Below are 25,353 nucleotides of genomic sequence, written 5' to 3'. Positions count from 1 at the left end.
CGGCCTCCTCCGCCTCGCCGGCTGGACCAACATCGCCGAAGGGTTACGCCACCATGCCAGGCATCCGGATCACGCTGCTGCACTGGTTCTGACCTGAGGAAATGGGACTATTCCGGAGCCCTGAGGCCGGGGCCTGTAGATAAAGAAGCACGAGAGCAGCCGCGGTGATCGCGCCGATCCTCCACGGACACAGGCTGATTCGTTGCAGAGCCTTCCACCGGGTTTTCAGCAGGGCGTTCACGCGTTCCGCCGGTGCCCGCATCGCGGACAGGACCGTGTTGCGGCAGCGGGTACCGGCATCGAGATCGTGGCCTTTCGTCGGGGTGTGGACGCCGATCCCGGCACCGGTGTAGCCCTTGTCCGCCAGGGTCGGCATCCCGCCGGCGGCCGCGGTGTAGAGGGCGCCGAGGACACCGGCCTGCCGGGCGGCGGGATGTCGTGGACCGAGCCCGGTGAGGTGTCGGACACCCAGATCGGGTGGCCGCTCAGATCGGTGAGGCCGGAATGTTCTCGCCATGCCGGTGATGTTTGCCCGAGTACCAGAGGTCGTGGCCGGTCTCGGAGGGTTCCCGGCAGCGGGTCGAGGTGATCAGGGTGCCGTCGAGACACACGTACTCCCCTCCGGACGCGATCCCACGTTCGAGGACATCGTGCAGGTCAGGAGCCTGGGCGGCGAGTACGTCGATTGCCTCGTTCAAGTAGCGGTAGCCGGTGGCCTACGAGATGCGGGCATCCCGGGCCAGGGCGGCGACATCGGTGTCGTCGCGGAACCACCGCAACACCCGTATCGCCTGGGTGCGGACGGTCTCGGCCCGCTGCCACGGCCGACTATCGACTTGTTTGCGGTGCGCGGCCAGGAGACGGCAAACAACGGTCAGGGTGTGCTCGGGCACGTCGAGCGTGGCACGATAGGAGATCACGTGAGGTCCTGTTTTCGGGAATGGTTTCTTGGTCGAAACCACTCTCTACCAGGCGGGACCCCACGTCCCTGCCTCAGCCCGTGGTCCTCGACTCGACGCGACCGTCGTCAACACGCCCCTGGTGACAAAACCTCAGTAGGTGATGGTTGACGGTGGTGGAATGAGGTCTCCTTTCAGAGCCTTCGAGGCTGTGTCAGGCTCCGACTCCACTTCACGGCTCGGGTCGTGCACGTAGTGGCAGCGTATTCCACGGATCCGGTTGCCACGGAGTTCACACCCTCGGCCGCCGCACCGGCACGCAGCAGTCCACGGCGCACACCGCGCCGTTGCTCGTGGCCCCCAGGAGCGGTTCTGTTCCGAGCCGCTCCGCCGGTGTCCCGGCGGTTCGTTCGGTGACGAGTTCGCGGACCATGCGCGCGAAGCGCGGATCGGTGCCCGGCGTTCCGGCGCGCACGAATCCGATGCCGAGGTCGGCGGCCTTGTCGCGGGCCTCGGTGTCGAGGTCCCACACCACCTCGAGATGGTCGGAGACGAATCCGACGGGGCAGACGATCACCGCGGGCACCCCGTCGGCCGCCACCCGATCCAGGTGCGCGCAGATGTCCGGTTCGAGCCACGGCACCTGCGGCGGCCCGGACCGGGACTGCCACACCACGTCGAAGTCGTCGACGCCGGCCGCGGTGGCCGCCAGACGGGCCGCCTCGGCGACCTGCCGGCTGTACAGGTGCCCGCCCGCACTCGCCGGACCGGCCGCCGCATCCGCGGACAGCGGCACCGAATGCGCCGTGAACACCAGTCGCGCCCTGTCGCGCACATCGGCCGGCAACTGCTCGCGGGCCGCGCGGATCGCGTCGGCGAACGAGCCGATCAGCAGCGGATGGTCGTAGTACTGGCGCAGTTTCGTGAGCGCCGGGGCGTCGTCGCCGACCGCGGCCCGCGCCGCCGCGATGTCCTCGTGGTACTGCCGGCACCCCGAGTAGCCGCCCCACGCCGACGTCGGGAACACCAGCGCGTTGCGGACGCCGTCGTCGCGCATCCGGGCGACCGTGTCCTCGGCCATCGGATGCCAGTTGCGGTTCCCGAAGTACACCGGCAGCTCGAGTCCGGCGCCGCGCAGCTCGTCCTCCACCCGCGTGATGATGTCGCGGTTGAGGGCGTTGATCGGCGACACTCCCCCGAAGTGCAGGTAGTGCTCCACCACCTCGTCGAGGCGTTCCGGGGGCACCCCGCGGCCGCGGGTGACGTTCCCGAGGAACGGTCGGACGTCGTCGGGTTTCTCGGGTCCACCGAAGGACAGCAGCAGCAGCGCGTCGTACACGGTGTCAGCCCATGAAGTTCTCGGGGAACCACGTGTTGTGGCTGGCCCCACCGTCGACGTAGATGATCGACCCGGTGGTGGCGGGCAGGAAGTCCGACAGCACCGCACACACGCTCGTGCCCACGACGGTCGGGTCGTCGACGTTCCAGCCGATGGGCGACGCGCCGTCCCAGTACTCGTTGAGCATGGTCAGCTTCTTGGCGTCGTCGGTGGCCGTCCCCGAGATCGCCTTGGCCGCGAGAGTCTTGATCGGACCCGCTGCCACCAGGTTGGAGCGAATCTTCTTGGCGTAGCCCACTTCCCGGGCCACGTACCGGTTCACCGACTCGAGGGCCGCCTTGGCGACGCCCATCCAGTTGTAGTCCGGCATCGCGGTGCGCGGATCGAAGTCCATGCCGACGATCGACCCGCGCTCGTTCATGACGGGCAGCACGGCGCGGGCGAGGGACGCGTAGCTCCACGCGGAGATCTCGAACGCCTTGGAGACGTCGGGGCCGGGACCGTCGAGGAACGGCACGGCGTCGGGCCCCATCAGCGTCTTGGGTGCGAACGCGATCGAGTGGACGACACCGTCGAGTCCCTGCGGCGCCAGTTCGCGGACCCGGTCGGCGAGCACGCCCAGGCACTCCTCGTCGGTGACGTCCAGCGCGATGGCCGGCGGCACCTCCTGCGGCAACCGCTTGGCGATCCGGTCGATCAACCGCAGCCGCTCGGGGATACCGGTGATGATCACCGTCGCGCCCTGCTCCTGCGCCACCTTCGCGGTGTGGAACGCGATCGACGCGTCGGTGATGATGCCGGTGACGAGAATGGTCTTGCCCTCGAGCAGTCCGCCCATGGGTGGTGGTCCTCCTGTGTGATGAAAGTCGGGGTGTGCGTAGCGAACCGGACGGTTCTAGTGCCCCATGCCCATACCGCCGTCGACGGGGATGACGGCGCCGGACACGTACGCGGAGTCGTCGGACGCGAGGAAACTGACCACGGCGGCGACGTCCTCGGGCTTACCGAGGCGCTGCAGCGGAATGAACTTCTTCGCGGTGTCCCGCAGGTCGTCGGACAGTTCGGCGGTCATGTCGGTCTCGATGAAACCGGGGGCGACGACGTTCGCAGTGATCGAGCGCGACCCCAGCTCACGGGTCAGGGAGCGGGCCATGCCCACGACACCTGCCTTGGACGCCGCATAGTTGATCTGCCCGGCCTGACCGGCCATGCCGACCACCGAGCCGAGGAAGATCATGCGGCCCCAGCGGGCGCGGAGCATCGCCCGGTTGGCGCGCTTGGCGCAGCGGAACGCGCCCGTGAGGTTGGCGTCGATCACCTTGGTGAACTGGTCCTCGTCCATCCGCATGAGCAGGGTGTCGTCGGTGATGCCGGCGTTCGCGACCAGCACCTCCACCGGACCCTGATGCTCCTCGACCTCCGCGAACGCCCGATCGATCGACTCGGAGTCGGTGACATCGCACTTCACCCCGAACAGCCCGTCGGGCACCCCGGAACCCCGGTGGGTGACGGCGACCTTGTGGCCGTCGGCGGCCAGCCGCTGCGCGACCGCCAGGCCGATGCCGCGGTTGCCTCCGGTGACGAGCACGGAACGGGACGGGACGGAAGTATTCGACATGCGGATCAACCTATCTGCTGGGCGGCCGGTTCCGGGCGCGGCTGGACGAAATCGGTGCCGCCGACGTCACGGCAGACGTTGCCGCAGCACCAGCGCGGCGCCGAGACCCGCTGCGGTGCACAGGACCCCGAGTATCAGCCACGGCCGGCTGGCGTCGCCGCGGGTGTTCTCGAATCCGATCTGCTCCTCGAGGGTGTCGTACACCCGGCGCAGTTCCTCGAGGCTGGACGCGGTGAAGAAGCTGCCGCCGGACAGGTTCGCGATCTCCCGTAGCGACGGGTCGTCGACGGGGACCGGGATCCGGTCGCCCTCGATCTGGACGGTGCCGTAACCGGTGCCGAACGAGATCGTCGAGATCGGCACCCCCTTCTCCTTCGCCTTGCGGGCCGCGGTGAATCCGCCGCGCGGATCGTCGGGGCTCTCCGGCACCGTCTGCTTGCCGTCGGACAGCAGCACGATCCGGGCGGGCGGCGCCTGCTCGCTGCCGCCGAGGACGGCGGCGAGCGTGTCGATCGACTGCAGCGACGTGAAGATCGCCTCCCCGGTCGCGGTCCGCTCGCTCAGTTTCAGGTTGTCGATCGCGGCCTTCGTCTCGTCCCGGTTGGGGGTGGGCGACACCAGCACCGACGCGGTGCCCGCGAACGCGACCAGGCCGAGGTTGATGCCGGGGGTCAGGCCGTCCGCGAACGCCTTCGCCGCCTCCTGTGCGGCCTCGAGCCGGCTCGGCTCGACATCGGTGGCCTTCATCGACAGCGACACGTCGATCACCAGGACGACGGTCGCCCGGTTGCGCGGCACCCGCTGGTCGGAGGTGGGCCCGGCCAGTGCGACGGTCAGCAGCAGCAGGCCGGTGAGGACCAGCGCCGTCGGCACGTGCCGGGTGAGGTTGGGCCGGTTCGGCGCCACCTTCTCGAGCAGTTCCATGTTCGCGAACCGCAGCACGTGCTTCTGCCGGCGCCGCTGGATCATCGCGTACCCGCCGCCGAGCGCGGCGACGACGGCCAGGAACAGCAGCCACCACGGGGACGCGAACTGCGACAGGCTCATCCGCGGGCCACCCGATGCGTCGGCGCCCCGAACGTGTGCCGGCGGGCGGAGACGAACCGGACCACGTCGGCGATCCAGTCCCGGTCGGTGCGCAGGCTCAGCCGCGGGGCCCCGCACCGGCGCAGCGTCGCCTCGACGTCGGCGCGGTGCGCGGCCGCGGCGCGCGCGAAGTCGGCGCGCAGCGTCGGGGTGGTCGAGAACTCGCGGGTGCGACCGGACTCCGGGTCGTACAGGACCACGTCCCCGGCGTCGGGCAGCTCGAGGTCACGCGGGTCGAGGACCTCGACGGCCAGCAGGTCGTGCCGCCCGGACAGGGCGCGCAGCGAATGCTCCCAGTCGATGGGGCCGAGGAAGTCGCTGACGACGACGGCGAGTCCGCGGCGGCGTTGCGGGCGGCGCAGCGATTCGAGGGCGCCGCGCAGGTCACCGCGGACCCCGTCCGGGGCGTGCGGGGTGGACGCGATGCGCCGCAGCATCGCCTGCGCGTGGACGCGTCCACCACGGGCCGGAATGCGGTGCAGCCGTTCGCCGGTCGCGACGATCGCGCCGATCCGGTTGCCGCTGCCCCCTGCCAGGTAGGTGACCGCGGACGCCGCGGCGACCGCCAGATCCCGTTTCTCGCAGCCGGTGGTGCCGAAGTCCAGGCTCGACGACAGATCCAGCACCAGCCACGTCTCGAGTTCCCGGTCGGCGACGGTCTGCCGCACGTGCGGGTGGGTGGTGCGGGCGGTGACCGACCAGTCCATCTGCCGGACGTCGTCGCCGGGCTGGTATTCGCGGGCGTCACCGGGTTCGGAGCCGGGTCCGGGGATGAGTCCGAGGTGGTCGCCGTGCAGGACGCCGTCGAGCCGACGCCGCACGGTCAGTTCGAGGGTGCGCAGTGCCGCCGTCATCTCCGGGTCGCGCAACGACCCGGCCCGGAACGACGGCACCCCCGGCCCTGGGCTCGACGTCACTGCGGTGCGGGTCCGGGCGCCGTCGCGGGAACCGGGCCGGGTTCGCCGGCATCAGCGGGTCGCGGCACCGGCTGGGCCCCCACCTGCGGCAGGCCGACGGTCTGCAGCACGCGGGTGATGACGTCGTCGGGTGACACCTCGTCGGCGAGCGCGTCGTACGACAGCACGAGCCGGTGCCGCAGCACGTCCGGGACGATCTCGAGGACGTCCTGCGGGACGACGTAGTCGCGGCCGCGCAGCAGGGCGAGCGCACGGGACGCCGAGATGATGCCGAGGGTGGCGCGCGGTGACGCGCCGTACGCGATCCAGCCGGCGACGTCGTCGAGCCCGTACTGCCGGGGGGTGCGGGTCGCGGCGATGACCCGGACCACGTAGTCGACGAGCGCGTGGTGCACGAACACGGTGCTCGCCACCTGCTGCAGCCGCACCATCTCCTGCGCGTCGAGGATCTGCTGCGGCTGCGGCGGTGCCACACCCATCCGGTAGACGATCTCGCGTTCCTCCTCGATCGACGGGTAGTCGACGAGGACCTTGAACAGGAACCGGTCGCGCTGGGCTTCCGGCAACGGGTAGACGCCCTCGTTCTCGATGGGGTTCTGGGTGGCCATCACCAGGAACGGATCCGGCATCGGGTAGGTGGTGCCGCCGATCGACACGTGCCGTTCGGCCATCACCTCGAGCAGCGCCGACTGCACCTTCGCGGGGGCGCGGTTGATCTCGTCGGCGAGCAGGAAGTTCGCGACGACAGGGCCGAGTTCGGTGTCGAACGCCTCGCGGCCCTGCCGGTAGATGCGGGTACCGATCAGGTCCGTCGGCACCAGGTCGGGGGTGAACTGGACGCGGGAGAAACTACCGCCGACGACCTTCGCGAACGTCTCCACCGCGAGGGTCTTGGCGACACCGGGCACCCCCTCGAGCAGCACGTGCCCCTTGGCGAGGACGCCGACGAGCATCCGTTCGACGAGCCGGTCCTGCCCGACGATGACCCGCTTGACCTCGTAGATCGCCCGCTCGAGCAGGTGCACGTCGCGGGCGAGATCGGACACCGGTCCGCCCGTACCCTGCACGGCTCCCGCCGCACCGGACCCCGCAACAGCACCGTCATGTGAGGTCACCAAGAACCCTCGCTTCCCACCGAGTCCAGCCGAAACATCGTGTCCTACTTCGTTCTCACGCCACCATACGGACAGCGTAGGGCGTCATCCCGTCCCAGCGCACCGGCGAGACCTTCACGACCGACCCGGACTGCGGGGCCTCGAGCATCTGCCCGTCCCCCAGGTACAGCGCGACGTGCTGGCTCGCGGACGGACCCCAGAACAGCATGTCGCCGCGGCGCATCTGCGACGACGGCACCTGGGTACCGGCCGTGTACTGGTAGCCGGTGTAGTGCGGCAGCGAGATCCCGGCACCGGCGAACGCGTAGATCATCAGCCCGGAGCAGTCGTAGCCGACCTTCGCGAAGTCGCCGTAGCTGTCGGCGACACCGCCGTCGCGGATGCCGAGGGTGGGGCCGGTGGCGTTGCCGCCGCCCCACGCGTACGGCACCCCGAGTTGCGACATGCCCCGGTCGATCGCGGACTCGATCGCGGCGGCACCGGTGACGGACGGAGCCATGGGCGGCGGCGACGTCGGCACCGACGGTGTCGCGGGGCCGCCGTCGTCGAGCTGAGTGTGGGACCGCTGCCCGCCCGCGAGCTGCGCGGCACGCTCGTTCGCGGCCCGGTCCTCCGCGGCCCGGCGGGCGGCCTCGGCGGCGGCCGCGGCGGCCGCCGCTGCCGCAGCCTCTTCGGCGCGACGCTGCTCGTCCCACGCCAGGTAGGCGTCGCGCTGCCCCTGCAGGCCGGCGACATTGTCGCGGGCCGCGTCCAGTTGCGCCTGTGCGGCGTTGCGGTTCGCCTCGATCTCGGTCTTGCGGGCGGCCTGCTCCTCCAATGCGGCGCGGGCACTCGCGATCGCCTGCTCCGCTTCGGCCTTCTTCGCCTCCGCCGCGCTCGCCGCGGCGTCCGCCCGCTGCTTGGCCTCCCGCGCCGCCGAGTCCCGGTTCGCCTGCTCGGTGCGGGCCCGCTGCAGATTGTCGAGGATCGCCTTCTGACTCGAGGACAGCCGGCGCATGACCTGGGCGCGGTCGAGGATGTCGTCGGGGCCGGACGCACCGAAGAACGACGACAGCGATGCCACGTTGCGGCCCTTGGTGTAGCTCTCGACCGCGTAGTCGGTGAACCGCTGCTGCGCCTGATCGATCCGGGTGTTCGCGTCGTCGAGTGCCTGCCGGCTGCGGTCGACGAGCGCCCCGGCGGCGTCCGCCTCGTCGCGGGCGGTCTGCAGGTCCACGAGGGCCCGGTTGACGCCCTCGCGTCTGATCGCGACCTCGTCGTCGAGTCGGGCGAGCTGCTGGTTCGCGGACGCCACCTGGTTGATGAGGTCACCGACCTGCGCCACCCCCTCGCCGACCTGCGCGTTACCGCTCTCGATCTGCGCATCCGACGGGTTGGGCGGTGGTGGGGGCACCGCGAGCGCGGCACCGGGCAGGCCGAGGACGAGGGCCCCGACGACACCGCCGACGACCACGGCACGCCCCAGTCGGAAACGCACCTGTGCAAGACCCGGATTCCGCACGCCTGCGCGTGAACTCCGTCGTCTCACATCACTCTCCCGGCCGGGCACGTCAGCGTCACGGCACTTCCCTCCCGGAAACACCACAGGCACCGTACGACACATGACGCGCTCCGGTGCTCTCTTGTCACAAAAGCGGCCGTGGGTGTGTCGGCGGAGATCAGGCCCGGGCGTCGGTGTCGGGACCGGCGGCGGCCGGACCGCGTCGAACCTTGGCCCGGTAGGACACGCCGCCGACGAGGGCGACGAGCAGCACCAGCACGGCGGTGATCGCACCCCACGGCAGATGCGGGGCGGTGACCTCGTCGACGAAGTTGTTCGCGGACTGCACCGCGTTGCCGGTGTAGGTGTGGTCCTGCGCGCCCTCGAGCACGACCCGGCTGAGGGTGTCACTGTAGGTGCCGGGCACCGACGGACTCAGCACGAGGACGGTGCCGCCGTCGACGGCGCCGATCTCGGTGGCCAGGTCCCGCAACTGCTCGGCCCGCGGCGGATCCGCCTCGAGCACGACGATCCGCAGGTCGATGCCCTCGTTCTGGGCGCGCACGACAACGTCCCGCAGTGCGTCGACGTCGGCCGCGGGTGCGGACACCCCGTCGTCGGCGAGGTCGGCGAGCACGGCGTCCACGGACACCCCGTCGGGGATCGTGGCGGCGAACGGCAGGCGGGCGGGCGCGATGTGGGCAGGCATTTCTCATCCGGATTCGGTGGGTGGACAGGACAAGCAGGACAGGCGTGACGCCTGAATGCACAGTACGTGACGGACCGGCGCATTCCGTTGCACCGGCGTCGCACCTGCGTGAGGATGGGATCACGCGCGCCGATCCGACACGCCGAACCCGGCCGTCGGACCCGACGGTCTCACAGGACAAGCGTACTGTTAGAGTCGATGCCGAGAAGCCCGCAGCAGCCCCGGTCCGGTCCGTCGATCGGACCGAACACCGCTGCCGTGCCTCGATTCAGCCGTCGTCACAGCCCCGTCGACGGCGAACCTCAATGACGAGTGGAGCTGACGTGACCACCAGTATCGATACGTTCGGCGCAAAGGGAACCCTCGCAGTCGGAGACAACTCGTACGAGATCTTCCGCCTGAACGCCGTTCCCGGCACCGAGAAGCTGCCCTACGCGCTCAAGGTTCTCGCCGAGAACCTGCTGCGCACCGAAGACGGCGCCAACATCACCGCCGACCACATCCGCGCCATCGCCGGCTGGGAGCCCTCCGCCGAGCCGAGCGTCGAGATCCAGTTCACGCCGGCCCGCGTGATCATGCAGGACTTCACCGGCGTCCCCTGCGTCGTCGACCTCGCCACCATGCGTGAGGCCGTCGCCACCCTGGGCGGCGACGCCAACAAGGTCAACCCGCTGTCGCCGGCCGAAATGGTCATCGACCACTCGGTCATCCTCGACGTCTTCGGCCAGGCCGACGCCCTCGAGCGCAACGTCGACCTCGAGTACCAGCGCAACGGCGAGCGCTACCAGTTCCTGCGCTGGGGCCAGGGTGCGTTCGACGACTTCAAGGTCGTCCCCCCGGGCATGGGCATCGTCCACCAGGTCAACATCGAGTACCTGGCCCGCACCGTCATGGTCCGTAACGGCCAGGCGTACCCCGACACCTGCGTCGGCACCGACTCGCACACCACGATGGTCAACGGCCTCGGCGTGCTGGGCTGGGGTGTCGGCGGCATCGAGGCCGAGGCCGCGATGCTCGGCCAGCCGGTCTCCATGCTGATCCCGCGTGTCGTCGGCTTCAAGCTGACCGGTGAGATCAAGCCGGGCGTGACCGCGACCGACGTCGTGCTCACCGTCACCGACATGCTGCGCAAGCACGGCGTCGTCGGCAAGTTCGTCGAGTTCTACGGCAAGGGCGTCGCCGAGGTGCCGCTGGCCAACCGCGCCACCCTGGGCAACATGAGCCCCGAGTTCGGTTCCACCGCGGCGATCTTCCCGATCGACGACGAGACCATCAACTACCTGCGCCTGACCGGCCGTGACGACGAGCAGCTCGCGCTCGTCGAGGCCTACGCCAAGGAGCAGGGCCTGTGGCACAACCCGGACCACGAGCCCGCCTACTCCGAGTACCTCGAGCTGGATCTGGGCACCGTCGTGCCGTCGATCGCCGGCCCGAAGCGCCCGCAGGACCGCATCCTGCTGTCGGAGTCGAAGGACGCGTTCCGCCGCGACATCAACACCTACGTCACCGGTGGTGCCGCTGCCGCGCACTCGGCGCTCGACGAGGCCGTCGAGGAGTCGTTCCCCGCATCGGATCCGGTCGAGCACTCGACCGCGCACGACGACGCCGTCGTCCCGTCGGCCGCCACCGGCTCCAACGGTCGCGTGTCGAACCCGGTCCAGGTCCGCTCCGAGTCGCGCGGTGACTTCGTCCTCGACCACGGCGCCGTCGTGGTCGCGGGCATCACGTCCTGCACCAACACCTCGAACCCGTCGGTCATGATCGGCGCCGCTCTCCTCGCCCGCAATGCGGTCGAGAAGGGCCTGTCGTCCAAGCCGTGGGTCAAGACCAACATGGCGCCCGGTTCGCAGGTCGTCGCCGACTACTACGAGAAGGCCGGCCTGTGGCCGTACCTCGAGAAGCTCGGCTTCTACCTGGGCGGCTTCGGCTGCACCACCTGCATCGGCAACACGGGCCCGCTGCCGGAGGAGATCTCCCAGGCCGTCAACGACAACGACCTCGCGGGTGTCGCCGTCCTGTCCGGTAACCGCAACTTCGAGGGACGCATCTCCCCCGACGTGAAGATGAACTACCTGGCGTCGCCGCCGCTGGTCATCGCGTACGCCATCGCCGGCACCATGGACTTCGACTTCGAGTCCGACGCCCTCGGCCAGGACGCCGACGGCAACGACGTCTTCCTGAAGGACATCTGGCCGTCCGCGCAGGAGATCGACGACACCATCAAGGGCGCGATCAGCCAGGACATGTTCCGCAAGTCCTACGCGTCGGTCTTCGAGGGCGACGAGCGCTGGAAGAACCTGTCCACCCCCGAGGGTGACACGTTCGCGTGGAGCGACGACTCCACCTACGTCCGCAAGGCCCCGTACTTCGACGGCATGCCGATCGACCCGGAGCCCGTCACCGACATCACGGGCGCCCGCGTCCTGGCCCTGCTCGGCGACTCGGTCACCACCGACCACATCAGCCCGGCCGGCCCGATCAAGCCCGGCACCCCGGCCGCCCAGTACCTGGACGCCAACGGTGTCGCGCGCAAGGACTACAACTCGCTCGGTAGCCGTCGCGGCAACCACGAGGTGATGGTCCGCGGCACGTTCGCGAACATCCGCCTGCAGAACCAGCTGCTCGACGGCGTCTCCGGCGGCTACACCCGCGACTTCACCCTCGAGGGTGGCCCGCAGTCGTTCATCTACGATGCGTCGGTCAACTACCAGGCCGCCGGCATCCCGCTGGTCGTCCTCGGCGGCAAGGAGTACGGTTCCGGTTCGTCGCGTGACTGGGCCGCCAAGGGCACCAACCTGCTCGGCATCAAGGCCGTCATCACCGAGTCGTTCGAGCGCATCCACCGCTCCAACCTCATCGGCATGGGCGTCATCCCGCTGCAGTTCCCCGCGGGAGAATCGGCGTCCAGTCTCGGATTGGACGGCACCGAGACCTTCGACATCGCGGGCATCGAGAAGCTGAACGAGGGCTCGACCCCGAAGACCGTCAAGGTCACCGCCACCAAGACCGACGGCGGCAAGGTGGAGTTCGACGCGGACGTCCGCATCGACACCCCCGGTGAGGCCGACTACTACCGCAACGGCGGCATCCTGCAGTACGTGCTGCGCAACATGATCCAGGGCTGATCATCTGATCACCTGATCGTGTGATCGCGGTCCCCGCAGATCACTCAGCGCGTTGACGGCGGGCTCGGGACGTCAGTCTCGGGCCCGCCGTTCGCAGTATCGGACGAAAGGAAGTCGGCGGTGCCGAAGGTCAGTGAAGACCATCTCGCGGCGCGGCGGAGCCAGATTCTCGACGGGGCCCGCCAGTGCTTCGCGCAGTACGGCTACGACGGCGCCACCGTGCGCCGCCTCGAGGACACCACCGGTCTCTCCCGGGGCGCGATCTTCCACCACTTCAAGGACAAGGACGGGCTGTTCCTCGCCCTCGCCCACGAGGACGCCACCCGCATGGCCGACGTCGTCGCCGAAGGCGGCCTCGTCCAGGTGATGCGCGACATGCTCGCCTCACCCGAACAATTCGACTGGCTCGGAACACGATTGGAGATCGCGCGCCGCCTGCGCACCGATCCCGAATTCGCCCGCGGCTGGATGCAGCGCAGCGCCGAACTCACCGCCGCCACCGCCCTGCGCCTCGAAACCCAGAAATCGGCCGGACGCCTCCGCGACGACCTACCCACCGATGTCCTGACCGACTACCTCGACCTCGTCCTCGACGGACTCATCGCCCGCCTCGCCTCCGGACACGGCACCGAAAACCTCGCGGCCGTCCTCGATCTCGTCGAAGAATCGGTGCGGCGGACGCGGTGAAGATGTGGGCTGTCGAGCGCAATGTCGCCGCAGTTCGCGAACTCCTCACCGATCTCGGTGTGGACCTTCACGATTGATACGCCTCAGTCGATTCCGACCATGTGAGCATGGTTGTCGCACCACCGCCACAGCAGTACCCCGACGATCGGCAATACCCACACTGCGACCGTCCACAGCGCCTTCCCGGGCAGTGACCGATCCCCGGATCGGGCGATGTCGATACTCGCCGCGGTTGCCATGCTCAGCCACGCGGCCAACACAGCGATACCCACGATCACACCGACGCCGAGCAGGATCACGAACGTCCCGAAGCCGGGCAGGCAGTCGTCGGCACCGCTCTGCACGCAATCACTGAGACCGGCACCGGCGAGCACTCCCCCTGGCATGAGCCGAGGGTACGCCGCCGGATTCGGCTAGTGGTCGACCTTCTTGCGCCGGTTCGGTCCGCCACGCCGGCGTAGCGTCACGTCGGCCTCGACGAGGACGTTGTGGACGAAGCCGTAGGAGCGGCCCGTCTGTTCGGCGAGGCTACGAATGCTTTTGCCTGCCTCGTACTCGGATTTGAGTTCGTCGCGCAGCCTGTCGCGCGATTCCCCGGTGACGCGGGCACCCCGCGAGATTCCCGTGCTCTCCGCCATGACGGACCTCCGGTCGCCTGAACGAGTCTCCGTTCCACCCAGGCTAGAGCACCTGCGGTGCCTGTGCGCCTTTTTGGTAGTGGCTGCTACCAAAAAGGCGCACAGGGCCGTCAGGCCAAGGTGATGAGATCCAGGTAGTCCTGGGACCAGTGGTCTTCCTGACCGTCCGGCAGCAGGATGACGCGTTCCGGATTCAGGGCTTCGGCGGCACCCGGATCGTGGGTGACGAGGACGACGGCACCCTTGTAGCTGCGCAACGCGTCGAGGACCTGTTCGCGGGAGATCGGGTCGAGGTTGTTGGTGGGCTCGTCGAGGAGCAGCACGTTCGCGGCCGACGACACCAGACCGGCCAGCGCGAGGCGCGTCTTCTCACCGCCGGAGAGGGTGCCGGCGGGCTGCTCGAGCTGCGGTCCGGTGAACATGAAGGCGCCGAGCAGGGACCGCAGCTCCTGCTCCCCCGTGTCCGGGGCGGCGTGCCGGATGTTCTCCCACACGCTCGCGTCGTCGTCGAGGGTGTCGTGTTCCTGCGCGAAGTAGCCGATCTTCAGCCCGTGGCCGGGGACCAACTCGCCCGCGTTGGGCACCTCGGTGCCCGCCAGGATGCGGAGCAGCGTCGTCTTGCCGGCACCGTTGAGTCCGAGCACGACCACCCGGCTGCCGCGGTCGATGGCCAGGTCGACCCCGGCAAAGATCTCCAGCGAGCCGTACATCTTGGTCAGGTTCTCCGCCATCAGCGGAGTCTTGCCGCAGGCGGCGGGCTCCGGGAAGCGGATGTGCGCGACCTTGTCGCTCACGCGGACCTCGTCGAGCGCGGCCATCATCTTGTCGGCCCGCTTGGCCATGTTCTGCGCCGCGGTCGCCTTGGTGGCCTTCGCACCGAGCTTGGCCGCCTGTACCCGCAGGGCACCGGCCTTCTTCTCCGCGTTCGCCCGCTCGCGGCGACGACGCTGCTCGTCGGTGGCGCGGGCGTCGAGGTACTTCTTCCAGCCCATGTTGTAGATGTCGGCCTCGCCGCGGACCGCGTCGAGGAACCACACCCGGTTCACCACGTCGTTCAGCAGGTCCACGTCGTGACTGATGACGATGAGGCCGCCGTCGTGGGTCTGCAGGAAACCACGCAGCCACGTGATCGAGTCGGCGTCGAGGTGGTTCGTCGGCTCGTCGAGCAGGAGCGTCGTATTGGATTTGCCACCGGACCCGTCGGACGCCGCGAACAGGATGCGGGCCAACTCGACGCGGCGACGCTGACCACCGGAGAGGGTCTGCAGCGGCTGCTCCAGCACCCGGTCCGGCAGACCCAGGCTGTGGCAGATGCGGGCGGCCTCGGATTCGGCGACGTACCCGCCGAGCGCCGAGAACCGGTCCTCGAGGTTGCCGTACTTGCGGACCGCCGTGTCCCGGGCGGCGTCGTCGACCGCCTCGGCCATGATGGCCTGCTGCTTCTCCATCTTCTTGAGGATGTCGTCGAGGCCGCGCGCGGAGAGCACCCGGTCCTTCGCCAGCACCGACAGGTCGCCCTCCTTCGGGTCCTGCGGCAGGTAGCCGAGGTCACCGGAGCGGATCACCGCACCCGCGTACGGTTCGCCCTCACCGGCGAGGATCCGCAGCGTCGTGGTCTTGCCGGCACCGTTGCGTCCGACCAGGCCGATCCGGTCACCGGCCTGCACACGCAACGCCGAACCGGGGGCGGACAGCAGCGTCCGCACACCGGCACGAACTTCCAGGTCGGTGGCGGTAATCACGAAGAACTCCTCGGGAGCGGGGGTCGTCCCGGCGACGCCGGGCACAAGAACCACCGATTTTACCGGTAACCCGGCCTGTCGCCACTCCCCGACCCTGTGTCGTGCACTACCGTCCGCACCATGACACGCGAGAAGGACCTGCAGGGACGCACCGCGCTGGTCACCGGCGCGAGCCGCGGCATCGGCCACGCGATCGCCGCCGAACTCCTGGCGCGCGGCGCGGACGTCGTCGTCACCGCCCGTAAACCCGATCCGCTCGACGCGGCCGCCGCCGACCTGCGCGGCCTCGGACACGGCGGGACCGTCCTCGCGGTGCCCGGGAACGCCGGGGACGCCGAGCACCGCCACGACGCCGTCACCCGGGCCGTCACCGAACTCGGCTCCCTCGACATCCTGATCAACAACACCGGCATCAACCCGGTGTTCGGGTCGCTCCTGGACGCCGACCTCGACGCCGTGCGCAAGATCTTCGACGTCAACGTCGTCGCCGCACTCGGCTTCGTGCAGGAGGCGCACCGGGCGTGGATGGGGACGCACGGCGGCGCGATCGTCAACCTCGCGAGCGTCGCAGGCCTGCGATCGTCGGGGGTGATCGCCGCGTACGGGGCGTCGAAGGCGGCACTGATCCGGCTCACCGAGGAACTCGCGTGGCAGCTCGGCCCGACCGTCCGCGTCAACGCCGTCGCCCCCGGCGTGGTGAAGACGAAGTTCGCGGCCGCGCTCGTCGCGGCCGGCGAGGACCAGGTGTCGAGCATGTACCCGATGCAGCGGCTCGGCACCCCCGAGGACGTCGCGCAACTCGTCGGGTTCCTCGTCTCCGACGCTGCCGCCTGGATCACCGGGGAGACGGTCCGCGTCGACGGCGGCCTGCTCGCGACGGGGTCGCTCTGACCACCGTCCCGGATCTCGCGGTCGTCGGTCTCGGACCCGCCGGCCGGGCGCTGGCACACCGTGCGGCGTCCCGCGGCCTCGACGTCGTCGCGGTCGACCCCTATCCGGACCGGCCGTGGCCGGCGACGTACGCGGCGTGGGTGGACGAGATCCCGGGCTGGGTGGGTGACGACGTCTGGCGGTCCCGCATCCCCCGCCCGCACGTGTGGGGCACCCGGGAACGCATCCTGGGCCGCACATACGGCGTCCTCGACAACGCCGCCCTGCACCGCCGTCTCGACCTCACCGGGGTGCGGGTGGTCGCCGGATTCTCCGAGGCATTGACGCCGTGGTCGGTGCTGCTGCGCGACGGTACCCGCATCGACGCGCACCGGGTGATCGACGCCCGTGGGCTGCAACCGGATCCGACACTCGCGGAGCAGACCGCGTTCGGGATCGTGGTCCCGACGATCGTGGCGGCCCCGGCACTGGGCGGCGCCGACGCCTGGTTCATGGACTGGCGGCCCGACAACGCCGCCGCCCCCGGCGATCCGCCGTCGTTCCTGTACGCGGTACCGCTCGGCGACGACACCGTCCTGCTCGAGGAGACCTGCCTGGTCGGCCGTCCCGGCCTGCCGCAAGCCGAACTGCGGCGACGCCTCGACACCCGTCTGGCCGCCCGCGGCGTGGCTGTCCCGGCGAACGTCGAGGTGGAGCGGGTCCGGTTCCCGGTGCAGGCGCCGCGCGAGACGACGTCGGTGCCGGTGTTCGGTGCCCGGGCCGGGCTCGTCCACCCGGGCACCGGATACAGCGTCGCGGCGTCCCTGACCGCGGTCGACACCGTCGTCGCCGCCCTGCGCCGCGGCCACGACCCGTCGAAGTCGTTGTGGCCGTGGCCCGCCCGCACGGTACGGCGTCTGCGGGAGATGGGGTTGTCGGCGCTGCTCGACCTCGACCCGTCCGCCACCGCCGGATTCTTCGACGCGTTCTTCGCGCTGCCAGTGACCCGTCAGCGCGCCTACCTGTCCGGGCGCACCGACGTCACCGGAACCGTGGCCGCGATGTGGACGCTGTTCCGGACGGCGACGCCGGCGACCCGTCGGACACTGGCACGGGCCGGCATCCGAACAGGTCGCTGAACCGTCTCGAGTCGGTCATGATCTCCACTCGGATCGATCCCGAACCGGCATTCGGGACGATAGTGGAGGTATGCGATCACTGTGGACGGGATCCATCGCGTTCGGCCTGGTCGACGTGCCGGTCAAGGTGTACTCGGCCACCGAGGACCACGACATCCACTTCCATCAGGTCCACGCCCGGGACGGCGGACGGATCCGCTACGAGCGGGCGTGCAGCGTGTGCGGCGAGATCGTGCAGTACACCGACATCGACAGGGCCTACGACTCGGACGAGGGCGACCGGGTGATCCTCACCGACGACGACTTCGAGCATCTTCCGGCCGCGGGGAAACACGAGATCCCGGTGCTGCAGTTCGTCCCCAGCGACCAGATCGATCCGATCCTGCTCGAGAAGAGCTACTACCTCGAACCCGACTCGGCTTCACCGAAAGCGTATGCGCTGCTGGCGAAGACACTCGCGACGACCGACCGCACCGCGCTCGTGCACTTCACCCTGCGGCAGAAGACACGACTGGCGGCCCTGCGGGAACGCGGCGGGATCCTGGTGCTCCAGACCCTGCTGTGGCCCGACGAGGTGCGGGCCGCCGAGTTCCCGATACCCGACGGTGTCCCGGCACCGAAGTCCCGGGAACTACGGATGGCGGGCATGCTCGTCGACGCCATGGCCGACGACTTCGACCCCACCGCCTTCACCGACGACTACCAGGTCGAACTCCGTCACCTGCTCGACGACACCATCTCCCACGGCGGTGAAAAAGTCGTCCCCGCCGCCGAACGCGCCCGCGCCGCCGAGGACGCCGAGGTCGTCGACCTGGTCGCCGCACTGCAACGCAGCCTCGACGAGGCCGCGGCCCACGCCCACCCCGCATCGGTGCCCGCGAAGAAGAGGTCTGCGCGGCGCAGGCGTGCGTGAGCGGTGCCAGTCGGTCAGCCGGTCATGGCCCGCAGATACCGCCGTGTCATGTGCCGTTGCACCCGCCGCGCGACCGGGTCCCCGATCCGGGTGAACCAGCGTCCGGGCCGCGAGAACGCGGTGACGACGGCGTACACCGATCCGTCGGGCCGGTGTTCGACGCAGAAGCGTTCCTCCCCCGATTCCGGATGCCCGGTCAGGGTGCCGTACGCGAAGCCGCGGCGGCCCGGTTCGTCGATCGTGTAGACGACGCGGCACGGGATCCGGAATCCGAACCAGCGCAACACCACGTCGACACCGACGGCGGCCGGACCGGGCGCCTCCACCCGCAGTCCCGCACGGCGGTGCACATCCCACCCGACAAGCGCGTCGGACGCGGCGAGGAACGTGTCCTCACCGCGTCCGATGCACAGTGTTTCCCGGATGTGCCGGTAGCCGGCCGGCAGATCGCCGGCGGTGGCCCCGACCTCCGGGTAGGTCAGCAACCTAGACGGTGAACCCGAGGGCACGCAGCTGCTCGCGTCCGTCGTCGGTGATCTTGTCCGGGCCCCACGGCGGCATCCACACCCAGTTGATGCGCAGTTCGTCGCACAGGCTGGCGTTCACCAGTGCCCGCTTCGACTGCTCCTCGATGACGTCGGTCAGCGGGCATGCCGCCGACGTGAGCGTCATGTCCAGCAGGACGACGTCGATGCCGTTCTCGTCGAGCTCTTTGAAGTCGTAGACCAGCCCGAGATCGACGACGTTGATGCCGAGTTCGGGGTCGACGACGTCGCGCATTGCCTCCTCGAGCTCGTCGAGACGCTCCGGGGTGAGCGTCGCACCGTACTCTGCAACCTCCGCGGCGGGCTCGCCGCCGGCCTGCTCGGCCTGGGTGTCCGTCATGATGCCTGTCCTCCGGTTCGAGCCAGTCCGTTGTCGTCCGCTGTATCGATGTCGACTGACGTTTCGTCGACGATCTGCACGACGGCGTCCTTGAACGCCATCCACCCCAGCAGCGCGCACTTGACGCGCGCCGGGTACTTCGACACCCCACTGAACGCGATGCCGTCCCCGATGACGTCCTCGTCACCCTCGACGGTGCCGCGGCTGGTGATCATCTCGTTGAACGCGTCGACGGCGGCGAGTGCCTCGTCGAGCGGCATACCGACGATCTGATCGAACAGCACCGACGTCGACGCCTGGCTGATCGAGCAGCCCTGCCCGTCGTACGAGATGTCGGCGACGACGAGCCGCCCGTCCGCACCCTCGGTGAGCGCGGCACGCAACGTGATCTCGTCACCGCACGTCGGGTTCACGTGATGTACCTCGGCACCGAACGGATCCCGCAACCCGCGGCCGTGCGGGTGCTTGTAGTGGTCCAGGATCACTTCCTGGTACATCTGCTCGAGTCGCACGCTCAGTTCCCTCCGACCCCGAAGAAGGCCTGCGCCCGCCGGATCCCGGCGACCAGCGCATCCACCTCGTCGAGGGTGTTGTACAGCGCGAACGATGCCCGCGCGGTCGCGGCGATCCCGAACCGCTGATGCATCGGCCACGCACAGTGATGTCCGACGCGGACGGCGACACCGTCGTCGTCGAGGACCTGCCCCAGGTCGTGGGCGTGGATGCCGTCGACCAGGAACGCGACAGCCGACCCGCGGTCCACCCCGTCGGTGGGGCCGACGATCCGGACGCCGTCGATGCCGGCGAGGCCCGCGAGGGCCGCGGTGACCAGTTGGTGCTCGTGCGCGGCCACCGCGTCCATGCCGATCGCCGACAGATAGTTCACGGCCGCACCGAGACCGACGACCTGCGACGTCATCGGCACGCCCGCCTCGAACCTCTGCGGCGGCGGCGCGTACGTGCTGCCCTCCATCGTGACGGTCTCGATCATCGAGCCGCCCGTGAGGAACGGCGGCATCGACGCCAACAGCTCCCGGCGCCCGTACAGCACACCGACACCGGACGGGCCGAGCATCTTGTGGCCGGAGAACGCCGCGAAATCGACGCCGAGACCGCGGAAGTCGACCGCGAGGTGCGGCACCGACTGGCACGCGTCGAGCACGGTGATCGCGCCGACCGCCTTCGCGCGGCGGACCAGCTCGGCCACCGGCGAGATCGCGCCCGTCACGTTCGACTGGTGCGTGAACGCGACGACCTTCACCTTGTCGGTGAGCTCCAGCGACTCCAGGTCGATGCGGCCGTCGTCGGTGATGCCGTACCAGCGCAGGGTCGCGCCGGTACGCCGGGCCAGTTCCTGCCACGGCACCAGGTTCGCATGATGCTCGAGTTCGGTGACGACGATCTCGTCACCGGGCCCGACCGCATGCTCGAACCGGTCGTCACCGAACACGTACGCGACCAGATTGAGCGATTCGGTGGCGTTCTTGGTGAACACCAGCTCGTCGGAGTCGGCACCGACGAACGAGGCGATGGCCGCGCGGGCACCCTCGTACGCGTCGGTGGCCTCCTCGGCCAGCTGATGCGCACCCCGGTGCACCGCGGCGTTGCACGTGGTCAGGAAGTCCCGCTCGGCGTCGAGCACCTGCACCGGACGCTGCGATGTCGCGCCCGAATCCAGGTAGACGAGGGGTTTTCCGTCACGCACGGTGCGTCCCAGGATCGGGAAGTCCGCCCGGATCCGGGTGACGTCCAGTGCAGCCGCGGTGGTGGTCACGGCCCTACGCCCCTGCGGCCTGGGTGAACCGGACGTAGCCGTTGGCCTCGAGCTCGTCGGCGAGCTCCGGTCCACCGGACTCGACGATCTGACCGTTCGCGAACACGTGCACGAAGTCCGGCTCGATGTAGCGCAGGATGCGGGTGTAGTGCGTGATCAGCAGCACGCCGCCGTTCTCCCGCTCCTGGTAGCGGTTGACGCCCTCGGATACGATGCGCAGCGCGTCGACGTCGAGGCCCGAGTCGGTCTCGTCGAGGATCGCGATCCGCGGCGCCAGCAGACCCAGCTGCAGGATCTCGTGACGCTTCTTCTCGCCACCGGAGAACCCCTCGTTGACCGAGCGCTCACCGAACGCCGGATCGATCTCGAGTTCGCTCATCGCGCCCTTGACTTCCTTGACCCAGTGGCGCAGCTTCGGGGCCTCGCCACGGACCGCGGTGGCCGCGGTGCGCAGGAAGTTCGACATCGAGACGCCGGGCACCTCGACCGGGTACTGCATCGCGAGGAACAGGCCGGCACGGGCACGCTCGTCGACGCTCATCTCGAGCACGTTCTCGCCGTCGAGGGTGATCGACCCGGAGGTCACCTCGTACTTGGGGTGGCCGGCGATCGCATACGACAGGGTCGACTTGCCGGACCCGTTGGGGCCCATGATCGCGTGGGTCTCCCCCGAGCGGACCGTCAGGTTCACACCCTTGAGGATGTTGATCGGCTCGGCGTTCTCGTCGGTCTGCGCGACCCGCACATGCAGATCCTTGATGTCGAGCACGGAGGGGGATTCGCTGTTCGTCATTGATTGAGTCCTTGTGAGAAGAGTTGTGCCGGCGACTGTGTCGGTGAGCGTCAGACGCCGATGGCGGCGAGCTCGACCTCGACGGCCGCTTCGAGGCGCTCCCGCACCTCCGGGACCGAGATGCGCTCGATGATCTCGTGGAAGAAGCCGCGGACCACCAGTCGGCGGGCCTGCTCCTCCGGGATACCACGGGCACGCAGGTAGAACAGCTGCTCGTCGTCGAACCGGCCGGTGGCGCTGGCGTGGCCGGCGCCGACGATCTCGCCGGTCTCGATCTCGAGGTTCGGCACCGAATCGGCGCGCGCACCGTCGGTGAGCACCAGGTTGCGGTTCATCTCGTACGTGTCGGTGCCCTCGGCCGCGGCCCGGATCAGCACGTCGCCGACCCACACCGTGTGCGCGTCCGGCTTGCCCGACCCGGGGGCACCCTGCAGCGCACCCTTGTAGACGACGTTCGACTTGCAGTGCGGCTGCGCGTGATCGACGAGCAGACGGTGCTCGAAGAACTGGCCGGCGTCCGCGAAGTACAGGCCCAGCAGTTCGGCGTCACCGCCCGGCCCCGCGTAGCGGACCGTCGGGGTGACGCGCACGACGTCGCCACCGAGGGTGACGGTCGTGTAGCGCAGCGTCGCGTCCCGGCCGACCCGGATGTGGTGGGCGGCGGTGTGCACGGCGTCGTCGGCCCACTCCTGGACCGCGACGACGGTCAGCTTGGCGCTGTCACCGAGCACGAACTCGACGTTCTCCGCGTAGGTGCCGCTGCCCTTCTGGTCGAGGACGACGGTCGCGACGGCGAACGATTCGAGCCGGATCTGGATGTGCCCGAACGCCACCTGATCGACACCGGGACCGGTGACGACGACGGTGACCGGCTCGGCGACCTCACGCTCGGCGGCGACGGTCACCACGGTGGCCGACTCGAACGACGAGTACGCCTGCGCCGCCACCCGGTCGGCGGGCACGCCGCCCTGACCGAGGCGGGCGTCGTCGCGTCCGACGGTCTCGACGGTGACCCCGTCGCCCGCGGTCACGTCGACGGTCGCGTCCCCGGAGCGGACCGCGGTGCCGTCGTGCAGGCCGCGCAGCCGGCGCATCGGGGTGAACCGCCACGCCTCGTCACGTCCGGCCGGTACCTCGAACGCGTTCACGTCGAACGACGTGAACACCTCGCCCTTGTTCGTGGCGGGGACGACATTCTCACCGGCGACAGCGGCTTTCACGCCGGTCGCCTCATTCGCGCTGGCCACTAACCCACGGCCCCTTCCATCTGCAGTTCGATCAGGCGATTGAGTTCGAGCGCGTACTCCATCGGGAGTTCCTTCGCGATCGGCTCGACGAAGCCGCGCACGACCATCGCCATCGCTTCTTCCTCGGTGAGGCCGCGGCTCATCAGGTAGAACAACTGGTCGTCGCTCACCTTGGAGACCGTCGCCTCGTGACCCATCGACACGTCGTCCTCGCGGATGTCGACGTACGGGTAGGTGTCCGAGCGGGAGATCTGGTCGACGAGCAGCGCATCGCACTGCACGCTCGCCTTCGAGCCGTACGCGCCCTTGTTCATCTGGACCAGGCCGCGGTACGACGACCGGCCACCACCGCGCGCCACCGACTTCGACACGATCGTCGACGACGTGTGCGGCGCCAGGTGCAGCATCTTCGCGCCGGTGTCCTGGTGCTGGCCCTCGCCGGCGAACGCGACGGAGAGCACCTCGCCGCGGGCGTGCTCGCCCATCATCCACACGGCCGGGTACTTCATCGTCACCTTGGAGCCGATGTTGCCGTCGATCCACTCCATCGAGCCGCCCGCCTCGACCTTGGTGCGCTTGGTCACCAGGTTGTAGACGTTGTTCGACCAGTTCTGGATCGTCGTGTAGCGGCAGTGGCCGCCCTTCTTGACGATGATCTCGACGACCGCGGAGTGCAGCGAATCCGACTTGTAGATCGGCGCGGTGCAGCCCTCGACGTAGTGCACGGAGGCGTTCTCGTCGACGATGATCAGGGTCCGCTCGAACTGGCCCATGTTCTCGGTGTTGATCCGGAAGTAGGCCTGCAGCGGGATGTCGACGTGCACGCCCGGCGGCACGTAGATGAACGAGCCGCCCGACCAGACGGCGGTGTTCAGGGCGGAGAACTTGTTGTCACCGGCCGGGATGACCGAGCCGAAGTACTCCTGGAACAGCTCCGGGTGCTGCTTGAGCCCGGTGTCCGTGTCGAGGAAGATCACACCCTGGGCCTCGAGGTCCTCGCGGATCGAGTGGTAGACGACCTCCGACTCGTACTGCGCGGCGACACCCGCGACCAGGCGCTGCTTCTCCGCCTCGGGGATGCCCAGCTTGTCGTACGTGTTCTTGATGTCCTCGGGCAGGTCCTCCCAGGACTCGGCCTGCTTCTCGCTCGAGCGGACGAAGTACTTGATGTTGTCGAAGTCGATGCCGTCGAGGTTGGAGCCCCAGTGCGGCATCGGCTTCTTGTCGAAGGTGCGCAGCGCCTTGAGCCGGACGTCGAGCATCCAGTCGGGTTCGTTCTTCTTCCCGGAGATGTCCCGCACGACGTCCTCGGACAGACCACGCTGCGCGCTGGCACCGGCCGTGTCGGTATCCGACCAGCCGTACTCGTAGTGGCCCAGCGACGCGATCGTCTCTTCCTGCGAGAGTGGCGCCTCGGCTGTCACCTGGTCTGGTGTGACGGTCATGCGAGCTCCTTCCGGAGTCTTGTTGCGTACCGGTGCGAGCTGGTCACCGGAGGGAACATCTAGGGGGTCGTGCGCGGCGGCACGAGGGGGACGTGGGTGGTGCAGGCGCAGTCGCCGTTCGCGATCGTCGCCAACTGCTGGACGTGCCGGCCGAGCAGATCGGCGAACGCCTGCTGCTCCGCCTCGCACAGTTCGGGGAACTCCTCGGCGACGTGCGAGACCGGGCAGTGGTGCTGGCAGATCTGCACACCGTTGCCGACCGGACGGATCGACGCCGCGAACCCGGCGGAGGTGAACGCGTTCGCGATCTCCTCCGCGGTCGATTCCACGGCCGCCGGCTCGTCCCCGGTCACCGGTGTCACGTCGCCCACGATGGAATGCACCCGACGGCGGGCGAATTCCTCGATCGCGGCGTCGCCGCCGATCTCCCGCAGCTGCCGCATCGCGGCACCGGCGAGATCGTCGTACGTGTGTCCGAGCTTGCCGCGGCCGGCCGCGGTGATCTGGAACAGTTTCGCGGGACGTCCACGTCCGCGCTGACGCCAGCTCGCAGAGCTGGCCTCCTGCGCCTCGCCGGCCTCGATGAGGACGTCGAGGTGCCGTCGGACACCGGCCGCGCCGAGTCCGAGCCGGTCGCCGATGTCGGTGGCCGTGATCGGCCCCTCCTCGACGAGCAACTGCACGACGGCGGCCCGCGTCCGGCCTTCCTGACCGGCAGCGACGGGCAGCGACGAGCCGACGGAGTGGCCTGCAGGTCGCCGACCTGCACCTTCTCCGTTCACGCGTCGAGTCGCTGCCGATTTCACAACACCAGTGTGACGGAATTAGCTGCGCCGGTCCACGAAGGGCACCCTGGGTGATCCGCACCACAGACCTGCGCGAATGTGGCGTTCGGTCCCGAACAGGGCACACCGAACATCCCGCTACGCTGC

General features: G+C 69.3%; 24 protein-coding genes and 1 pseudogene. 5 read left to right on the top strand and 20 right to left on the bottom strand.

What is annotated here, in order from left to right:
* Nucleotides 1-124: 124 nt before the first annotated feature.
* The 9 genes and pseudogenes from E0497_RS09700 to E0497_RS09660 form a co-directional block, all read right to left on the bottom strand.
* Nucleotides 125-920 (bottom strand): annotated as a pseudogene (locus E0497_RS09700) (IS5 family transposase); the annotation flags it as partial.
* Between the two features lie 271 nt (nt 921-1,191).
* Nucleotides 1,192-2,238, bottom strand: a complete 1,047-nt coding sequence (locus tag E0497_RS09695; RefSeq protein ID WP_137724572.1) for a ferrochelatase — start codon at nt 2,236-2,238, stop codon at nt 1,192-1,194.
* 4 nt (nt 2,239-2,242) lie between these two features.
* Nucleotides 2,243-3,076, bottom strand: a complete 834-nt coding sequence (inhA, locus tag E0497_RS09690; protein ID WP_137724571.1) for an NADH-dependent enoyl-ACP reductase InhA — start codon at nt 3,074-3,076, stop codon at nt 2,243-2,245.
* Nucleotides 3,077-3,133: 57 nt separating this feature from the next.
* Entirely contained in the window at nt 3,134-3,856 is a 723-nt protein-coding gene (gene fabG1, locus E0497_RS09685; RefSeq protein WP_137724570.1) for a 3-oxoacyl-ACP reductase FabG1, read from the bottom strand.
* A gap of 66 nt (nt 3,857-3,922) precedes the next feature.
* Nucleotides 3,923-4,903, bottom strand: a complete 981-nt coding sequence (locus tag E0497_RS09680) for a VWA domain-containing protein (protein ID WP_137724569.1) — start codon at nt 4,901-4,903, stop codon at nt 3,923-3,925.
* Nucleotides 4,900-5,796: a DUF58 domain-containing protein gene (locus tag E0497_RS09675; protein ID WP_194150311.1), complete on the bottom strand. Its 897-nt coding sequence runs from the start codon at nt 5,794-5,796 to the stop codon at nt 4,900-4,902. Before E0497_RS09675 ends, E0497_RS09680 begins: the two co-directional genes overlap by 4 nt.
* Before the next feature lie 59 nt (nt 5,797-5,855).
* Nucleotides 5,856-6,974, bottom strand: a complete 1,119-nt coding sequence (locus E0497_RS09670; RefSeq protein ID WP_421958328.1) for an AAA family ATPase — start codon at nt 6,972-6,974, stop codon at nt 5,856-5,858.
* Nucleotides 6,975-7,029: 55 nt separating this feature from the next.
* Nucleotides 7,030-8,475: an NlpC/P60 family protein gene (locus E0497_RS09665; RefSeq protein ID WP_421958327.1), complete on the bottom strand. Its 1,446-nt coding sequence runs from the start codon at nt 8,473-8,475 to the stop codon at nt 7,030-7,032.
* 157 nt (nt 8,476-8,632) lie between these two features.
* On the bottom strand, nt 8,633-9,163 hold the full coding sequence (locus tag E0497_RS09660; protein WP_137724565.1) for an Rv1476 family membrane protein: 531 nt from the start codon (nt 9,161-9,163) through the stop codon (nt 8,633-8,635).
* 323 nt (nt 9,164-9,486) lie between these two features.
* On the opposite strand from E0497_RS09660, the gene acnA reads away from it, so the two are divergent.
* Nucleotides 9,487-12,288 carry an aconitate hydratase AcnA gene (acnA, locus tag E0497_RS09655; protein WP_137724564.1) on the top strand — a complete coding sequence of 934 codons (2,802 nt, stop codon included), beginning with the start codon at nt 9,487-9,489 and terminating at the stop codon, nt 12,286-12,288.
* 120 nt (nt 12,289-12,408) lie between these two features.
* A complete protein-coding gene (locus E0497_RS09650; RefSeq protein WP_137724563.1) occupies nt 12,409-12,975 on the top strand; it encodes a TetR/AcrR family transcriptional regulator in 567 nt (188 codons plus the stop codon).
* A gap of 83 nt (nt 12,976-13,058) precedes the next feature.
* Here the strand turns inward: E0497_RS09650 and E0497_RS09645 are convergent, their stop codons facing one another.
* From E0497_RS09645 to E0497_RS09635, 3 genes are all read right to left on the bottom strand, one after another.
* Nucleotides 13,059-13,361 (bottom strand): PLDc N-terminal domain-containing protein, encoded by a 303-nt coding sequence (locus E0497_RS09645; RefSeq protein ID WP_137724562.1) that lies wholly within the window; start codon nt 13,359-13,361, stop codon nt 13,059-13,061.
* 27 nt (nt 13,362-13,388) lie between these two features.
* Complete coding sequence (locus tag E0497_RS09640) at nt 13,389-13,613, bottom strand: helix-turn-helix domain-containing protein (protein WP_137724561.1); 225 nt, start codon at nt 13,611-13,613, stop codon at nt 13,389-13,391.
* A 110-nt stretch (nt 13,614-13,723) separates the two neighbouring features.
* On the bottom strand, nt 13,724-15,355 hold the full coding sequence (locus E0497_RS09635; RefSeq protein WP_137724593.1) for an ABC-F family ATP-binding cassette domain-containing protein: 1,632 nt from the start codon (nt 15,353-15,355) through the stop codon (nt 13,724-13,726).
* A 120-nt stretch (nt 15,356-15,475) separates the two neighbouring features.
* Between E0497_RS09635 and E0497_RS09630 the strand changes: the two genes are divergently transcribed.
* The 3 genes from E0497_RS09630 to ku all read left to right on the top strand — a co-directional run bounded on the left by E0497_RS09630 (nt 15,476) and on the right by ku (nt 18,277).
* Complete coding sequence (locus tag E0497_RS09630) at nt 15,476-16,246, top strand: SDR family oxidoreductase (protein WP_137724560.1); 771 nt, start codon at nt 15,476-15,478, stop codon at nt 16,244-16,246.
* Nucleotides 16,243-17,364 (top strand): lycopene cyclase family protein, encoded by a 1,122-nt coding sequence (locus E0497_RS09625; RefSeq protein ID WP_137724592.1) that lies wholly within the window; start codon nt 16,243-16,245, stop codon nt 17,362-17,364. Before E0497_RS09630 ends, E0497_RS09625 begins: the two co-directional genes overlap by 4 nt.
* Nucleotides 17,365-17,434: 70 nt before the next feature.
* Nucleotides 17,435-18,277: a non-homologous end joining protein Ku gene (gene ku, locus E0497_RS09620; RefSeq protein WP_137724559.1), complete on the top strand. Its 843-nt coding sequence runs from the start codon at nt 17,435-17,437 to the stop codon at nt 18,275-18,277.
* A gap of 14 nt (nt 18,278-18,291) precedes the next feature.
* Here ku and E0497_RS09615 read toward each other — a convergent pair whose 3' ends face one another.
* From E0497_RS09615 to E0497_RS09580, 8 genes are read right to left on the bottom strand one after another with little or no spacing between them, the layout of a single operon-like run.
* Complete coding sequence (locus tag E0497_RS09615; protein ID WP_241665816.1) at nt 18,292-18,762, bottom strand: DUF1990 family protein; 471 nt, start codon at nt 18,760-18,762, stop codon at nt 18,292-18,294.
* 1 nt (nt 18,763) lies between these two features.
* Nucleotides 18,764-19,162 carry a metal-sulfur cluster assembly factor gene (locus E0497_RS09610; protein WP_137724557.1) on the bottom strand — a complete coding sequence of 133 codons (399 nt, stop codon included), beginning with the start codon at nt 19,160-19,162 and terminating at the stop codon, nt 18,764-18,766.
* Nucleotides 19,159-19,674: a Fe-S cluster assembly sulfur transfer protein SufU gene (gene sufU, locus E0497_RS09605; protein WP_137724556.1), complete on the bottom strand. Its 516-nt coding sequence runs from the start codon at nt 19,672-19,674 to the stop codon at nt 19,159-19,161. The genes E0497_RS09610 and sufU overlap by 4 nt, the downstream gene beginning before the upstream one ends.
* 2 nt (nt 19,675-19,676) lie before the next feature.
* Nucleotides 19,677-20,936, bottom strand: coding sequence for a cysteine desulfurase (locus E0497_RS09600; protein WP_137724555.1), 1,260 nt, complete (start codon nt 20,934-20,936; stop codon nt 19,677-19,679).
* Between the two features lie 4 nt (nt 20,937-20,940).
* Complete coding sequence (gene sufC / locus E0497_RS09595) at nt 20,941-21,729, bottom strand: Fe-S cluster assembly ATPase SufC (RefSeq protein ID WP_137724554.1); 789 nt, start codon at nt 21,727-21,729, stop codon at nt 20,941-20,943.
* Between the two features lie 50 nt (nt 21,730-21,779).
* Entirely contained in the window at nt 21,780-22,976 is a 1,197-nt protein-coding gene (gene sufD / locus E0497_RS09590) for a Fe-S cluster assembly protein SufD (RefSeq protein WP_137724553.1), read from the bottom strand.
* Nucleotides 22,976-24,421: a Fe-S cluster assembly protein SufB gene (gene sufB, locus E0497_RS09585; protein ID WP_137724552.1), complete on the bottom strand. Its 1,446-nt coding sequence runs from the start codon at nt 24,419-24,421 to the stop codon at nt 22,976-22,978. The genes sufD and sufB overlap by 1 nt, the downstream gene beginning before the upstream one ends.
* Nucleotides 24,422-24,480: 59 nt before the next feature.
* Nucleotides 24,481-25,203: a helix-turn-helix domain-containing protein gene (locus tag E0497_RS09580; protein WP_137724551.1), complete on the bottom strand. Its 723-nt coding sequence runs from the start codon at nt 25,201-25,203 to the stop codon at nt 24,481-24,483.
* Nucleotides 25,204-25,353: the final 150 nt, after the last annotated feature.

This window comes from Prescottella subtropica (assembly GCF_005434945.1).
Taxonomy (GTDB): Bacteria; Actinomycetota; Actinomycetes; order Mycobacteriales; family Mycobacteriaceae; genus Prescottella; species Prescottella subtropica.
This window is presented reverse-complemented; position numbering and strand designations above follow the sequence as displayed.